8 protein-coding genes and 1 riboswitch are annotated in these 13,116 nt (G+C 72.8%); of the genes, 2 read left to right on the top strand and 6 right to left on the bottom strand.

Features of this window, described 5'->3' with window-relative positions; translation table 11 throughout:
- Positions 1-597 precede the first annotated feature (597 nt).
- Positions 598-3,429 carry a bifunctional acetate--CoA ligase family protein/GNAT family N-acetyltransferase gene (locus tag BLW85_RS28580; RefSeq protein WP_074993713.1) on the bottom strand — a complete coding sequence of 944 codons (2,832 nt, stop codon included), beginning with the start codon at positions 3,427-3,429 and terminating at the stop codon, positions 598-600.
- Positions 3,430-3,607: 178 nt separating this feature from the next.
- Between BLW85_RS28580 and BLW85_RS28570 the strand changes: the two genes are divergently transcribed.
- Complete coding sequence (locus tag BLW85_RS28570) at positions 3,608-3,889, top strand: HPr family phosphocarrier protein (protein ID WP_070022989.1); 282 nt, start codon at positions 3,608-3,610, stop codon at positions 3,887-3,889.
- A 346-nt stretch (positions 3,890-4,235) separates the two neighbouring features.
- Here BLW85_RS28570 and BLW85_RS28565 read toward each other — a convergent pair whose 3' ends face one another.
- From BLW85_RS28565 to BLW85_RS28550, 4 genes are all read right to left on the bottom strand, one after another.
- Positions 4,236-4,922 (bottom strand): GntR family transcriptional regulator, encoded by a 687-nt coding sequence (locus BLW85_RS28565; protein WP_074993711.1) that lies wholly within the window; start codon positions 4,920-4,922, stop codon positions 4,236-4,238.
- 238 nt (positions 4,923-5,160) lie between these two features.
- Complete coding sequence (locus BLW85_RS28560; protein ID WP_074993710.1) at positions 5,161-5,904, bottom strand: M23 family metallopeptidase; 744 nt, start codon at positions 5,902-5,904, stop codon at positions 5,161-5,163.
- Between the two features lie 12 nt (positions 5,905-5,916).
- Positions 5,917-6,079, bottom strand: a riboswitch (cyclic di-AMP (ydaO/yuaA leader).
- A 211-nt stretch (positions 6,080-6,290) separates the two neighbouring features.
- The gene (locus BLW85_RS28555; RefSeq protein WP_074996237.1) at positions 6,291-7,661 is read right to left on the bottom strand and encodes a M16 family metallopeptidase; all 1,371 of its coding nucleotides are present in this window, start codon (positions 7,659-7,661) and stop codon (positions 6,291-6,293) included.
- A 17-nt stretch (positions 7,662-7,678) separates the two neighbouring features.
- Complete coding sequence (locus BLW85_RS28550; protein ID WP_074993708.1) at positions 7,679-9,073, bottom strand: M16 family metallopeptidase; 1,395 nt, start codon at positions 9,071-9,073, stop codon at positions 7,679-7,681.
- A gap of 443 nt (positions 9,074-9,516) precedes the next feature.
- On the opposite strand from BLW85_RS28550, the gene BLW85_RS28545 reads away from it, so the two are divergent.
- Positions 9,517-11,976: a DNA gyrase/topoisomerase IV subunit A gene (locus tag BLW85_RS28545; protein WP_074993706.1), complete on the top strand. Its 2,460-nt coding sequence runs from the start codon at positions 9,517-9,519 to the stop codon at positions 11,974-11,976.
- A gap of 16 nt (positions 11,977-11,992) precedes the next feature.
- Here BLW85_RS28545 and BLW85_RS28540 read toward each other — a convergent pair whose 3' ends face one another.
- Complete coding sequence (locus BLW85_RS28540) at positions 11,993-13,081, bottom strand: CobW family GTP-binding protein (RefSeq protein ID WP_074993704.1); 1,089 nt, start codon at positions 13,079-13,081, stop codon at positions 11,993-11,995.
- Positions 13,082-13,116 lie beyond the last annotated feature (35 nt).

Here is a 13,116-nt window from a genome sequence, read left to right as displayed (position 1 = left end):
CCCAGAGGTCGGAAGCTCGGGAGAGACCGCGAGGCAGGAAGGCCGGAAGGCAAGGGGCCGGAACTCCCGGGGGCCGGGTGACCGATACACCGGCAGGTCGGAGCGCCCGGGGGCCGGGAAGCCGGAAGCGCGGGGCCGGAAGGCCCGGAGCCCTGGGGGCCAGAGACCGTAAGCCCAGAGGCGGAAGGCCGGGAAGCCGGAACGCCTGGGGCCGTGTACCTCGCGGCCGTCGGGCCCAGTGAAGGCGCGGGTCTGCGGCTCGGGGTGGTAGGCGGGGTCAGCCCGGCGGCCGGGAGGCCCAAGGGCCGGAACGCCCGGAAGCCCGGAGGCCGGGAAGCCGGGAGCCCAGGAGGTCGAGAGACGAGGAAGCCGAGAGCCGGGAAGCCGTAAACCCAGAAGCCCAGAGGCCGGAAGGTCGGGAGACCGCGAGGCAGGAAGGCCGGAAGGCCCGGGGGCCGGGAGACCAGGAGCCCAGAGGGCGGGACGCTGGGAGGCCGGGAAGCCGTAAACCCGGAGGCCGGAGGGCCGAGAGACCGGAACACCCGGAAGCCCGGAGGGCCGAGGCGGCGGTAAAAGGAGTGGTGGGCCCGCTCCCGCTCAGTACGTCGGCATCGTGCGGGGGCCGTGGTCGTCCCGGGCCGGGGGTGGGGCGAGGCGGACGGTCGCGCCGAGGACGTTGGCGCCGCGAGGGGCCACGACGACCGGTTCCAGGGTGACCGCGACCACCTCGGGGTGGTCGTCGACCAGCCGGGACACCCGTAGCAGCAGTTCCTCCAGGGCGGGGGTGTCGACGGGGGTGGAGCCGCGCCAGCCGAAGAGCAGGGGCGCGGTGCGGATCGTGCGCACCAGCGAGGTCGCGTCCCGGTCGGTGACCGGGATCAGCCGGTGCGCCGTGTCGTCCAGCAGTTGGGAGACCGCGCCGGCCAGGCCGAAGGACAGCACGGCCCCGGCCGCCGGGTCGATCACGGCCCGTACGACGGTGTCGACACCCCTGGGCGCCATCCCCTGCACCACCGGCCGCAGTTCCTCCGGCTTGCCGAACAGCTCGGACAACTCGGCGTAGGCCCGCCGCAGTTGGTCCTCGTCGGCCAGGTCCAGGCGGACCCCGCCCAGGTCGGCGCGGTGCCTGAGGTGGGGGGCGGTCGCCTTCAGGGCCACCGGGTAGCCGAGGGCGCGGGCGGCCTCGGCGGCGGTGTCGGGGGTGGGCGCGGGCAGGGCGCGCCGCACCCTGATGCCGTACTTGCCGAGCAGCTCGCAGGTCTCGGCCTCGGAGATCGTGAGTCCTTCGCCGCGTGCCAGCAGCTCCCCGATCAGCCGCGCGGCCCCCTTCTCGTCGATGTCCTCGTACTCCGGCACCCTTCCCGGGTCCGTCGCCTCCCTGCGCCACTGCCCGTAGCGGACGGCCTCGGCGAGGGCCCGGACGGCGCGTTCGGCGGCGGGGTAGGCGGGGATGAGCCGGGCCCCTTCGGGCGGGGAGACCGCGGTGGGCGGTCGTTCCGCCGGGCGGGGCGGCTGGGCGCCGCCCCGGTCGCCGGACGCCTTGTCCGCGGCGGCCGGCGCGGTGCTCGCCGCCGCCGACAGTGCCTGCGCCAGTCCGCCCAGCTCCACGTGCACCACCAGCACCGGCTTCCCCGGCACCGCCGCCGCGGCGGACCGCAGCGCCTCCGCCAGCTCCGCGTCCCCCGGCGACGCCTCGCCGATCGCCGGGATCGCCGTCACCACGACGGAGTCGTTCGTGTCGTCGGCCAGCGCCGCGCTCAGCGCCCGGTGGAAGTCCGCCGCGCTCGCCCCGGTCGTCAGGTCCAGGGGCCGCGCCGGCCGCAGCCCCTCCGCCAGGCAGCGGTCGTACGTCAGGACGCCCAGCGACTCGGAGTTGCCGAGGATCGCCACGCGCGGCCCGGCGGGCAGCGGCTGGCGGGCGAGCAGCAGTCCCGCGTCGACCAGTTCGGTGATGGTGTCGACCCGGGTCACCCCGGCCTGGCGGAGCAGCGCGGACACCGTCGCGTGCGGCAGCCGGGTGGCGCGCACCGCGTGGCCCTGGGGCGCGGTGCCGGTCCCCTGCACCACGACGAGGGGCTTCGCCGCCGCCGTCCGCCGGGCGAGCCGGGTGAACTTGCGGGGGTTGCCGATGGTCTCCAGGTACATCAGGACGACGTCGGTGTCCGGGTCCTCGTACCAGTACTGGAGGACGTCGTTGCCGGAGACGTCGGCGCGGTTGCCCGCGGAGACGAAGGTGGAGACGCCGCTGACCCCGGTGACCCCGCCGCCGCGCCGGTGCAGCCGGGACAGCAGCGCGATGCCGATGGCGCCGGACTGGGCGAACATGCCGATGCGGCCGGGGCGCGGCATCTCGGGCGCGAGGGAGGCGTTCAGCCGTACGCCGGGGGCGGTGTTGATGACGCCGAACGCGTTGGGCCCGATGATCCGCATGCCGTACGCCCGTGCCTGCTGCACGAGCGCCCGCTGCCGCTCCTTGCCCTCGGGTCCGCTCTCGGCGTACCCGGCGCTGAGCACGACGAGCCCCTGGACGCCGTGTTCCCCGCACTCGGCGACCACGGCGGGCACGTACTCGGCCGGTACGGCGACGACGGCGAGATCCACCGGGCCGTCGATGTCCCGCACGCAGTGGTACGCGCTCACCCCGTCGACCTCCGCCAGGTCCTCGGGGAAGGCCCTGTTCACCGCGTACAGCCGGCCCGCGTACCCGCCGTCCTTGATGTTGGCCAGGACGCTGCGGCCCACCCCGCCGGGGGCGCGGCCGACGCCGATGACCGCGACGGAGCCGGGGGCGAGGAGCCGTTGCACCGAGCGGGCCTCGGCGCGCTGCTCGCGGGCGCGCTGCACGGCGAGCGAGCGGTCGGTGGGCTCGATGTCGAACTCCAGGCGGACGACGCCGTCCTCGAAGCTGCGCTTCTGGGTGTAGCCGGCGTCCGTGAAGACCTTGATCATCTTGGTGTTGGCGGGCAGCACCTCGGCGGTGAAGCGGCGGATGCCCCGCTCGCGGGCGACGGCCGCGATGTGCTCCAGGAGCGCGGAGGCCACTCCCCTGCCCTGGTGGGCGTCCTGCACCAGGAAGGCGACCTCCGCCTCGTCGGCGGGCGCGGACGCGGGGGTGCCGCCGGCGCCGATGCGGTCGTAGCGGACCGTGGCGATGAACTCGCCGCCCACGGTGGCCGCGAGCCCCACCCGGTCGACGAAGTCGTGGTGGGTGAAGCGGTGCACGTCCTTGGCGGACAGCCGGGGGTAGGGCGCGAAGAAGCGGTAGTACTTGGACTCGTCCGACACCTGCTCGTAGAAGTGGACCAGGCGGTCGGCGTCGTCGACGGTGATGGGCCGGATGCGGGCGGTGCCCCCGTCCCGCAGCACCACGTCCGCCTCCCAGTGCGCGGGATACTCGTACCGGCCCTGCGGTTCCGCCGAGGTTCGCATGCGCCCCAGAGTACGGCTAGCGTCCGGCAACGGCGCGGGGCAGTCTGTGGAGACGGACGCCGGGCCGAGGGTGCGGTCACGACGGCACGGTGGAGGGGGTGCGCAGCCCCTCTCCAGGCATGGTTCACCATATGGAAGACTGGTCTAGACAACCCTGAAGAGTGAAGGGCAGCAACACATGGCTGAGCGCCGCGTCAACGTCGGCTGGGCCGAGGGTCTCCACGCCCGCCCCGCCTCCATCTTCGTCCGGGCCGCGTCGGCCTCGGGCATCCCGGTGACGATCTCCAAGGCCGGCGGCACCCCGGTCAACGCGGCCAGCATGCTCGGCGTCCTGGGGCTGGGCGCCCAGGGCGGCGAGGAGATCGTGCTCGCCTCCGACGCCGAGGGCGCCGAGGCCGCCCTGGACCGGCTGGCCAAGCTGGTCGCCGAGGGCCTGGAAGAGCTGCCCGAGACCGTCTGAGCGGCATCGGGCCTTCGACGGACCGGGCTTCGGCGCAGTGGCGCGACGCCCGGTTCGGCACTTTCATGACGCCCGGTCCGGGCCGGTCCGCCGGCTCGGCGCGGGCGGGGTGGCGGGGCGGGCCGCCCCGCCACCGCCCGGACCGCATGACGGTGGTCGGCGGACGGGCGAAGCCCCGCGGGCCCCCCTTGCGGCCGTCGCGAGCGGAGGCGGAATTCGCGATTTCCGGCGCTTTCGTCGCAGCAGAACACCCATTCCATTCACCCGGGTCCGTCAATTCACGGCACCGGAGAAATAGGGGAATCGGGCCCGTAGAATACCCACCCCTTTGTATACGGCACCCGTGTTAATTCTGTGCGCCCGACATGTTTACGGCATGTTGCGAAGTCCTCACGCGCTCCGCGCCACCGGGCACGCGCAGCCGGTGCTCGGCCGCCGCCCGCTCGGCGTGCTGCGCGGTCACCGCGCGGGCGCGCGCCCCGTCGCCGCGCGCCACCGCGTCCACGATCGTGCCGTGCTCCGCCCAGGTGCCGACCGGGTCCGACGGCGTGTCGAGCACGTACATCCAGGCGATCTTGTGCCGCAGCTGAAGCAGGGTGGAGGTCAGCGAAGGGCTGCCGCAGGCCTGGGCCAGCGTCTCGTGGAACCAGCCGTCCAACGCGCGCAGTTCCTCGCCGTCGCCCCGCCGGGCACGCTCCTGCCCCAGCCTGACCAGTCCGCGCAGCACCTTCAGATGCGCCTCGGTGCGTCGCCGGGCGGCCCGGGCGGCGCCGAGCGGTTCCAGGAGCAGACGCATCTCCAGCAGGTCGGCGGCCTCTTGCTCGCTCGGCTCGGCCACACAGGCGCCCGCGTGCCGGCGCGTCACCACGAAGCCCTCCGCCTCCAGGGTGCGCAGGGCCTCGCGCACGGGGACGCGCGAGACCCCGTAGCGACGGGCCAGCACCTCCTCGGTGAGACGGCCGCCGCGTTCGAGGACGCCCGCGACGATGTCGTCCCGGATCGCCGTGCACACCGACTGCGCCGGAATACGCATGACCGACCTCCGTCTTGATCCCGCGACACGACGCCGACGACGGACGCGTTTTTCCATGACTCTATTCCGGTGACTCTATTCCACCGCGCGGCCTTTTCCGACGGCGGACCGGAATCCGGGGATATTTTTTGGACAGGGGCCACCGGAACACGGGGTCACCGGAACACCGCGGGAAAAGGCGAAAGCCCCGGCTCGGTGGCCGGGGCTTCGGGTGCCGTGCGGGGTCGCGCGGGCTCGGTCAGACGTTCACGCCGTGGTTGCGCAGGTAGGCGACGGGGTCGACGTCGGAGCCGTAGTCGGGGCTGGTGCGCGCCTCGAAGTGCAGGTGCGGGCCGGTGACGTTGCCGGTGGCGCCGGACAGGCCGATCTGCTGGCCGGCGGTGACCTGCTGGCCCACCGTGACGCCGATGGACGACAGATGGCCGTACTGGGTGTACATGCCGTCGGCCATGCGGATCACGATCTGGTTGCCGTACGCCCCGCCCCAGCCGGTGGAGACGACGGTGCCGACGCCGACCGCGTGCACCGGGGTGCCGGTGGCGGCATGGAAGTCGATGCCGGTGTGGGACCCGGAGGACCACAGAGAGCTGCTGGCCTCGTAGCCGGTGGACACATAGGAGTGCGCGATCGGGGCGACGAAGGCGTTCAGCCGCTTGCGCTCGGCCTCGCGGGCGGCGCGGGCCTCCGCCTCGCGCGCCTCCTTCAGCCGCTTGGCAGCGGCCTCCTGGGCCGCCTTGCGCTCGGCTGCCCGCTGCTGGGCGCTGGCCTGCGCGTCGATGTGCGCGGCGACGTCGTCGCTCGCGGCGAGTACGGGGGTGAGACCGGTCTGTTCCGCGGGGCGCTCGGCGGCGAGCGCCGGGGAGGCCGCGAGGGTGCCGATGACGCCGGTGGTCGTCAGGGCCGCGACACCGGCCGCCTGGGCGGTGGTTCGCTTGACCCGGCCGGGCTTGCGGTGCTTCCCGGTGGCGCACATGAACGCCATGGAGTGGCTGTTCCTTTCCTTCCCTCTCGCCTACCGGGTTAGCTGACGGGTTCGGAGCAGGAAGGTCTCCTACGGACTCCCTCGCGTCACGCGCGGGTGCCCGATTCACCCCAGGGACGTGTGGGTCCCCGGCTCCCCTGGCTCGCGCCGTACGGGGACTCGGCGATGGCTGTCCGGTGCCGCGGGTGCGGCGCACTGCCCGACGAACAGCCCGGACGACGCTAAGCGGACCGGCTCTCGATCCCCAAACAGATCGGGGTTTTTGTAGCGCATCCCACAGGGCAGACGGGCAACCTCCGCCCCAATTCGGACATCTGAGGAAGAGAGTGGAACAACAGGGGCCCTGACGACCCGTAGGTCGCCAGGGCCCCGTCCCCTGTGTGCCGTTACTCGGCCGCCACCACGGTGACGTCGCCGATGCCCAGCGCCTCGACCGGCGCCTTGATCTGCGCCGCGTCACCGACCAGGACGGTCACCAGGCGGTCCACCGGGAAGGCGTTGACGACGGCCGCGGTCGCCTCCACCGTGCCCGTGGCGGCCAGTTGCCGGTACAGCGTCGCCTGGAAGTCGTCGGGCAGGTGCTGCTCGACCTGGTCGGCGAGGGTGCTCGCGACGGCCGCCGCGGTCTCGTACTTCAGCGGCGCGACCCCGACGAGGTTCTGCACGGCGACGTCCCGCTCGGCGTCGGTCAGGCCCTCCGCCGCGAGGGTGCGCAGCACCTTCCACAGGTCGTCCAGGGCGGGGCCGGTGTTGGGCGTGTCCACCGAGCCGCTGATGGCGAGCATCGACGCGCCGGTGCCGTCCGGGGCGGAGCGCAGGACCTGGCCGAAGGAGCGCACCCCGTAGGTGTAGCCCTTCTCCTCGCGCAGCACGCGGTCCAGGCGGGAGGTGAGGGTGCCGCCCAGGCAGTAGGTGCCGAGCACCTGGGCGGGCCACACCCGGTCGTGCCGGTCCGGGCCGATCCGGCCGATGAGCAGCTGCGTCTGGACGGCGCCGGGCCGGTCCACGATGACGACGCGTCCGGTGTCGTCGGCCGTCACCGCCGGCACGGGCCGGGGCTCGCCGGGCGTGCCGGTCCAGGCGCCCAGGGTGTCGGCGAGCAGCGCGTCCAGGTCGATGCCGGTGAGGTCGCCGACCACCACGGCGGTGGCCGTGCCGGGGCGCACATGGCGCTCGTAGAAGGCGCGCACGGCGGGCGCGTCGATCTTCTCGACGGTCTCCTCGGTGCCCTGGCGCGGCCGGGACATGCGCGAGGACGCCGGGAACAGCTCCCTGGACAGCTCCTTGGCGGCACGGCGGGCGGGGTTCGCCAGCTCGTGCGGGATCTCGTCCAGACGGTTGCGGACCAGGCGCTCGATCTCGCTCTCGGCGAAGGCGGGGGCGCGCAGCGCGTCGGCGACCAGGCCGAGGCCCTTGGCCAGGCGGGAGGCGGGGACCTCCAGGCTGAGCCGGATGCCGGGGTGGTCGGCGTGCGCGTCGAGGGTGGCGCCCGCGCGCTCCAGCTCGGCGGCGAACTCCTCGGCGGAGTGCCGGTCGGTGCCCTCGGAGAAGGCCCGCGCCATGATGGTGGCCACGCCGTCCAGGCCGGCCGGCTCGGCGTCCAGCGGCGCGTCGAGCAGCACCTCCACGGCGACGACCTGCTGGCCGGGGCGGTGGCAGCGCAGCACGGTCAGGCCGTTGTCGAGCGCGGCGCGCTCGGGGGCCGGGAAGGCCCAGGGCCTGGCCTCGCCGGGCTCCGGCCGGGGGTGGAAGTCCATGGTGGCGAGCTGCTCGGTCACTTGGCCGTCTCCTCGTTCTCGTTGCCGGCCTCTACGGTGGCTTCCGACTCGGGGTCCTCGGGCAGGTCGGCGTCCTCGACGTTCTCCGGGGACTTGGGCTCGTAGACCAGGACCGCGCGGTTGTCGGGGCGCAGACGGGCCTTGGCGACCTCCCGGACCTCCTCCGCGGTGACCTCAAGGATGCGCGGCACGGCGTTCAGGGCGAGCTGCGGGTCGCCGAACAGGACGGCGTAACGGCACAGTTCGTCGGCGCGGCCCGCGACCGTGCCGAGCCGGTCCAGCCATTCGCGCTCCAACTGGGCCTGGGCGCGCTCCATTTCCTCGGCGGTGGGGCCTTCCTCGGCGAACCGGGCCAGCTCCTCGTCGATGGCGGCCTCGATGACCGGCACCTCCACGTCGCCGGAGGTCTTCACGTCCAGCCAGCCCATGGAGGGCGCGCCGGCCAGACGCAGCAGGCCGAAGCCGGCCGCGACGGCCGTACGGTCGCGGCGCACCAGCCGGTTGTAGAGCCGGGAGGACTCGCCGCCGCCGAGGACGGTCAGGGCGAGGTCGGCCGCGTCGCAGGCTCGGGTGCCGTCGTGGGGCAGCCGGTAGGCGGCCATCAGGGCGCGCGCCGGGACCTCCTCGACGACGACCTCGCGCAGCTGCTCGCCGATGACGTCCGGCAGGGAGCCGTCGCGGGGCGCGGGCTTGCCGTCGTGCGACGGGATGGACCCGAAGTACTTCTCCACCCAGGCGAGGGTCTGCTCGGAGTCGATGTCGCCGACCACGGAGAGCACCGCGTTGTTCGGCGCGTAGTAGGTGCGGAAGAACTGGCGGGCGTCCTCCAGGGTGGCCGCGTCCAGGTCCGCCATGGAGCCGATCGGCGTGTGGTGGTAGGGGTGGCCCTCGGGGTACGACAGGGCGGTCAGCCGCTCGAAGGCCGTCCCGTAGGGAACGTTGTCGTAACGCTGGCGGCGCTCGTTCTTCACGACGTCCCGCTGGTTCTCCATGGACTCGTCGTCCAGGGCGGTCAGCAGGGAGCCCATGCGGTCGGCCTCCAGCCAGAGCGCCAGCTCCAGCTGGTGGGCGGGCATGGTCTCGAAGTAGTTGGTGCGCTCGAAGCTGGTGGTGCCGTTGAGCGAGCCGCCGGCGCCCTGCACCAGTTCGAAGTGGCCGTTGCCCTTGACCTGCCCCGAGCCCTGGAACATCAGGTGCTCGAAAAGGTGGGCCAGGCCGGTGCGCCCCTTGACCTCGTGGCGGGAGCCGACGTCGTACCAGAGGCAGACGGCCGCCACGGGGGTCAGGTGGTCCTCGGAGAGCACCACGCGCAGACCGTTGGCCAGGCGGTGCTCGGTCGCTGTCAGGCCCCCGGAGCCTGCCTCGGCTGTGGTCGTGTGACCCATGGGCATGTACGTCCCTTCGCGAGCGGAGGCGGTTGTGGAAACCGCGTTTTTCCTGCCGTTCCTGCCACTGTATGCAAAGCGTGCGAGGCCCCGGCGAAGTTCCCGCGGCACGTACGCCCACAGCGGATCGCGTAGCCTGCGTCGGACCCGGATCCGTGATCGCCCGGGGCGCCGGGCGAGCCGCGCGGGCCGGGGTGCGGACAGGGGTGCGGGCAGGGGGCCGGGCGGAGCGACGCCCGGGCCCGGAACCGGACGCGGCGTGGTCGGGGGCCGTTCGCGGGCGGGTCGTGGAGCCCGCCGGCGACGGCTCGTGGACCGGGTCGCGGCCCGGCTTGTCAGTGCCCCGGTCCACAATGGTCCGCGACAGATCCGTCAACCGCTTCAGCAAGAGCGAGCCGAAGGGTGCGCGCCCCGAAGGCGAGCGACCAGATCAGGAGGAGCCGGCAGCGATGGCCCGCCGCAGCACGAAGACCCCGCCGCCCGACGATTCGCACGAGGAGAAGATCCTCGACATCGACGTCGTGGACGAGATGCGTGGCTCCTACCTCGAGTACGCGTACTCGGTCATCTACTCGCGCGCCCTGCCGGACGCCCGTGACGGTCTCAAGCCGGTGCACCGCCGGATCGTCTACCAGATGAACGAGATGGGCCTGCGCCCCGAGCGCGGCTATGTGAAGTGCGCCCGTGTCGTCGGCGAGGTCATGGGCAAGCTGCACCCGCACGGCGACGCGTCGATCTACGACGCCCTGGTGCGCATGGCCCAGCCCTTCTCCATGCGCCTGCCGCTGGTCGACGGCCACGGCAACTTCGGTTCGCTGGGCAACGACGACCCGCCGGCCGCCATGCGGTACACCGAGTGCCGGATGGCCGAGGCGACGAGCCTGATGACCGAGTCGATCGACGAGGACACGGTCGACTTCGCGCCGAACTACGACGGCCAGGAGCAGGAGCCGGTGGCGCTGCCCGCCGCCTTCCCGAACCTGCTGGTCAACGGCTCCTCGGGCATCGCGGTCGGCATGGCCACGAACATGCCGCCGCACAATCTGCGCGAGGTCGTCGCCGCCGCCCGCCATCTGATCAGGCACCCGAACGCGGACCTGGACGCGCTGATGAAGCACGTCCCGGGCCCCGATCTGCCCACCGGCGGCCGGATCGTGGGGCTGGACGGCATCCGGGACGCGTACGCGACCGGCCGCGGCACCTTCAAGATGCGCGCGACGGTCTCGGTCGAGCCCGTGACCGCCCGCCGCAAGGGCCTGGTGATCACCGAACTGCCGTTCGCGGTCGGCCCGGAGAAGGTCATCGCGAAGATCAAGGACCTGGTCAACGCCAAGAAGGTCCAGGGCATCGCGGACGTCAAGGACCTCACCGACCGCGAGCACGGACTGCGCCTGGTCATCGAGATCAAGAACGGCTTCGTGCCCGAGGCCGTCCTGGAGCAGCTCTACAAGCTGACGCCGATGGAGGAGTCCTTCGGCATCAACAACGTGGCCCTGGTGGACGGCCAGCCGCTCACCCTCGGCCTGAAGGAGCTGCTGGAGGTCTACCTCGACCACCGCTTCGACGTGGTGCGCCGCCGCAGCGAGTTCCGGCGCGGCAAGAAGAGCGACCGGCTGCACCTGGTGGAGGGCCTGCTCACGGCCCTGGTCGACATCGACGAGGTCATCCGGCTGATCCGGTCCAGCGACAACTCCGCGCAGGCCAAGGAGCGCCTGATGGGGCGCTTCTCGCTGAGCGAGGTGCAGACGCAGTACATCCTCGACACGCCGCTGCGCCGGCTCACCAAGTACGACCGCATCGAGCTGGAGGCGGAGAAGGACAGGCTCACCGAGGAGATCGCGGAGCTGACCCGGATCCTGGAGTCCGACGCGGAGCTGCGCAAGCTGGTCTCGGCCGAACTGGCCGCGGTGGCGAAGAAGTTCGGCACCGACCGGCGTACGGTCCTGCTGGAGTCGGCGGGCGCCCCCGCGCTGGCGGTGCCGCTCCAGGTGGCCGACGACCCGTGCCGGGTGCTGCTGTCCTCCACGGGCCTGCTGGCGCGTACGGCGACGGCCGAGCCGTTCCCGGAGCAGGCGGGCGCCAAGCGGGTCAAGCACGATGTGATCGTCTCGGCGGTGCCGGCGACCGCGCGCGGTGAGATCGGCGCGGTGACGTCGGCGGGCCGGCTGCTGCGGATCAACGTGGTCGACCTGCCGCAGCTGCCGGACACCGCGGCCGCGCCGAACCTCTCCGGGGGCGCGCCGCTGGCGGAGTTCGTCTCCCTGGAGGACGATGAGACGGTGGTGTGCCTGACCACGCTGGACGAGTCGTCCCCGGGTCTCGCGCTCGGCACCGAGCAGGGTGTGGTCAAGCGTGTGGTGCCCGACTACCCGTCCAACAAGGAGGAGTTGGAGGTCATCACGCTGAAGGAGGGCGACCGGATCGTCGGCGCGGTGGAGCTGCGCACCGGCGAGGAGGACCTGGTCTTCATCACGGACGACGCGCAGTTGCTGCGCTTCCAGGCCTCCATCGTGCGTCCGCAGGGCCGCCCGGCGGGCGGTATGGCGGGCATCAAGCTCGCCGAGGGGGTGCGGGTCATCTCGTTCACGGCCGTCGACCCGGCCGTCGACGCGGTGGTGTTCACCGTGGCGGGCTCGCGCGGCACGCTGGACGACTCGGTGCAGACGACGGCCAAGCTGACCCCGTTCGACCAGTACCCGCGCAAGGGCCGGGCGACCGGCGGAGTGCGCTGCCAGCGGTTCCTGAAGGGCGAGGACTGCCTCGCGCTGGCCTGGGCGGGCCCGACGCCCGCCCGTGCGGCGCAGAAGAACGGCAGCCCCGCGGAGCTGCCGGAGCCGGACCCGCGCCGGGACGGCTCGGGCACCTCGCTGCCGAAGACGGTCTCGGTGGTCGCGGGTCCGGTGTTCTGACCGCCGCGGGCCTGCCCTAACCGTCGTAGGTCTCGGCGTCCGGCTCTTCCTCGGAGCCCTGGACGTAGCGCAGGACGCCCCACATGCCGTGCTCGTCGGCGTGTGGGGCGTCGCTCTCGCAGCCCCGTAGTTCCTTGCCGAGCGTCTCAGTGTCGATGCCGGAGCCGATCAGCACCAGTTGGGTGCGGCGGTCCTCGGCGGGCGGCCAGGGCTCGGGGTAGAAGCGCAGGAACCGGCCGACGGCGTGCACGGCGTAGCGGTTGCGGGGGTCGCACGGGCCGAAGTCGACATGGCCCTTGATCCGGTACAGCCCCTCGGGCCTGCTGTCCAGGAAGCGCATCAGGCGGCGCGGGTCCATGGGGGCGCCGGCGGTGAAGGACAGGCTGTCGTAGCCGGTGTGCAGGTGCCCGGTGTGCTCGTGCGCGCCGCGGTCGTGCAGATCGTCGAAGGACAGCTGGCCGATGCGCTCCTCGCTCGGCCGGCAGTCGAAGAGGAACTCGGGGTCGACCCGGCCGTAGGTGGCCGGGGCGACGGCCGCCCGGTCGGTCAGGGAGCGCACCAGGGAGAGCACCCGTTCGGGGTCGGCGGCCCGGTCGAGCTTGTTGACGACGACCAGGTCGGCGAGGGCGAGGTGCCGGTCGATCTCGGGGTGCTTGTCGCGTGTGTCGTCGAACTCGGCCGCGTCCACGACCTCGACCAGGCCGCCGTAGACGATGCCGGGGTGCTCGCTGGCGAGCACCATGCGCACCAGTTCCTGGGGCTCGGCGAGTCCGCTGGCCTCGATGACGATCACGTCGATACCGGTGCCGGGCGCGGCGAGCCGGTCCAGGTAGACGTCGAGTTCACCGGCGTCCACGGCACAGCACAGGCAGCCGTTGCCGAGGGAGACGGTGGAGTCGCCGAGGGCGCCGGCGACGGCCAGGGCGTCGATCTCGATGGCGCCGAAGTCGTTGACGATCGCCCCGATCCTGCTGCCCGCGCTGTGGTGCAGCAGGTGGTTGAGGAGCGTGGTCTTCCCCGAGCCGAGGAAGCCGGCCAGTACGACGACCGGGATCTGCCGAGGACGGCCGCTGCCGTCCGCACTGTGCGCCAAGCTGTTCCCCAAGGGGCGACCTCTCTCCTGTGAACCGGCTGCGGACC

Source organism: Streptomyces misionensis (assembly GCF_900104815.1).
Taxonomy (GTDB): domain Bacteria; phylum Actinomycetota; class Actinomycetes; order Streptomycetales; family Streptomycetaceae; genus Streptomyces; species Streptomyces misionensis.
This window is presented reverse-complemented; position numbering and strand designations above follow the sequence as displayed.

What these genes read in the sequence shown, in the direction of transcription:
- BLW85_RS28580 (WP_074993713.1), bottom strand. Translation starts at nt 3,429, where the DNA reads ATGCGAACCTCGGCGGAACCGCAGGGCCGGTACGAGTATCCCGCGCAC.
- BLW85_RS28570 (WP_070022989.1), top strand. Translation starts at nt 3,608, where the DNA reads ATGGCTGAGCGCCGCGTCAACGTCGGCTGGGCCGAGGGTCTCCACGCC.
- BLW85_RS28565 (WP_074993711.1), bottom strand. Translation starts at nt 4,922, where the DNA reads ATGCGTATTCCGGCGCAGTCGGTGTGCACGGCGATCCGGGACGACATC.
- BLW85_RS28560 (WP_074993710.1), bottom strand. Translation starts at nt 5,904, where the DNA reads ATGGCGTTCATGTGCGCCACCGGGAAGCACCGCAAGCCCGGCCGGGTC.
- BLW85_RS28555 (WP_074996237.1), bottom strand. Translation starts at nt 7,661, where the DNA reads ATGGACTTCCACCCCCGGCCGGAGCCCGGCGAGGCCAGGCCCTGGGCC.
- BLW85_RS28550 (WP_074993708.1), bottom strand. Translation starts at nt 9,073, where the DNA reads ATGCCCATGGGTCACACGACCACAGCCGAGGCAGGCTCCGGGGGCCTG.
- BLW85_RS28545 (WP_074993706.1), top strand. Translation starts at nt 9,517, where the DNA reads ATGGCCCGCCGCAGCACGAAGACCCCGCCGCCCGACGATTCGCACGAG.